Source organism: Tersicoccus phoenicis (genome assembly GCF_001968835.1).
In the GTDB taxonomy this organism is placed as follows: Bacteria; Actinomycetota; Actinomycetes; order Actinomycetales; family Micrococcaceae; genus Tersicoccus; species Tersicoccus phoenicis.
In genome coordinates, this window is record NZ_MRDE01000043.1 from 1 (window position 1) to 345 (window position 345).

Below are 345 nucleotides of genomic sequence, written 5' to 3' on the forward strand. Positions count from 1 at the left end.
GCGACACGGCGCGTAGCGAGGGGTGGACCCACGAGGCCTACCTCGCCGCGGTCCTGCAACGCCAAGTCGCCGACCGCGAAGCCTCCGGCACCACCTTGCGTATGGCCGGAGCCCACTTCCCAGCCGTGAAGACACTCGAGGACTTCAACCATGATCACCAGCCAGCGCTGCGCCGCGACGTCCTCGCGCATCTGGCCTCCACCGCGTTCATCGCCCGCGCGGAGAACGTGGTCCTGCTCGGCCCGCCCGGAGTCGGCAAGACCCACCTCGCCATCGGCCTGGGCATCAAAGCCGCCCAGGCCGGGCACCCGGTCCTGTTCGACACCGCCACGAACTGGATCAACC

The 345-nt window shown here is 69.6% G+C and carries 1 protein-coding gene; it reads left to right on the forward strand.

Translation table 11 applies throughout. From position 1 onward, the window contains the following. Positions 1-345 (forward strand): ATP-binding protein (locus tag BKD30_RS07060; protein ID WP_159440552.1); only part of this gene is annotated, 345 nt, incomplete at both ends.